Genomic DNA, 1,060 nt, shown 5'->3' on the forward strand with positions numbered 1-1,060 from the left:
GCGGCCGGTCTGTCCGCCGGCGGCGCGATGGTTGCGACACTGGCGGCGACCCAGCCGGGGCTGTTCGCGGCGGTCGGCATCCATTCGGGGCTGCCCCACGGGATCGCCCACGACATGCCCTCGGCCTTCGGCGCGATGCGGGGGCAGGGCGGGCGGACGTCGCGCGGGGGCTCGGTCCGCATGATCGTCTTCCACGGCACCGCCGATGCCACGGTCCATCCCTCGAACGCCGAGGCGCTGGTGGCCGCGGCGGGTCCAGCCCTGCATGGCACCCCGCGGCGCGAGAAGGGCCAGTCCGAGGGTGGCCGTCCCTGGTCCCGCGAGCTGATCGAGGCCCCGGATGGCACGCCGTTGGTCGAATCCTGGCGGATCGAGGGCGCGGGCCATGCCTGGTCCGGCGGCCGCCCGCAGGGAAGCTACACCGACCCCGCCGGCCCCGACGCGTCAGCCGAGATGGTCCGCTTCTTCCTGCATCCGAGGCGGTGAGGACAGGCTTCGGGATGACGAGCTGTGCATGCAATACCGTCGCAGGCACCTACCGAGGAGTTTCACTAACGGGCGAGATGAGGGATGGCCAATTGGCCTGACCCTCGGCCTCGCGGGAACCATCAGGCAGCGTGCAGGCTTCGGCGTCACACGAGCGGGCAAGACAAGCGCCCGCCTGCCATGCCAGGGAGCCCGCCTTGTCCGACTATCTTGCCCAGTTCCTGTCCGCCGAAATAGGTCTGCCGCTTCTAGCCAGCCTGATCACCGGGATGCTGATCGGCATCGACCGCGAGGTGCAGGGCAAGCCCGCCGGGCTGCGGACGCATGCCCTTGTGTGCCTGGCCGCGACGCTGCTGACCCTCGCCGCCGCGCAGCAGGAACTGTGGACCTTGGATCTTGTCCCCGGCACGCAGATCGTTTCGGATCCGACCCGAATGGCGCATGGCATCCTGACCGGGATCGGGTTCCTGGGGGCGGGGGTGATCTTCCGCGAAGGCCCTTCCGTCCACGGGCTGACCACGGCCGCCTCGTTGTGGATCAGTGCCGCACTGGGCATCGTCTATGGTGTGGGCAT

2 protein-coding genes are annotated in these 1,060 nt (G+C 69.9%); both read left to right on the plus strand.

Going from position 1 to position 1,060, the window contains the following annotated elements; genetic code table 11:
• Positions 1-486 (plus strand): PHB depolymerase family esterase (locus KTN05_RS17630; protein ID WP_305799910.1); only part of this gene is annotated, 486 nt, incomplete at its 5' end.
• 197 nt (positions 487-683) lie between these two features.
• The coding region (locus KTN05_RS17635; protein ID WP_217330666.1) for an MgtC/SapB family protein at positions 684-1,060 on the plus strand (377 nt) is incomplete at its 3' end.

It is taken from the genome of Paracoccus sp. Z118 (genome assembly GCF_019061185.1).
GTDB lineage: Bacteria > Pseudomonadota > Alphaproteobacteria > Rhodobacterales > Rhodobacteraceae > Paracoccus.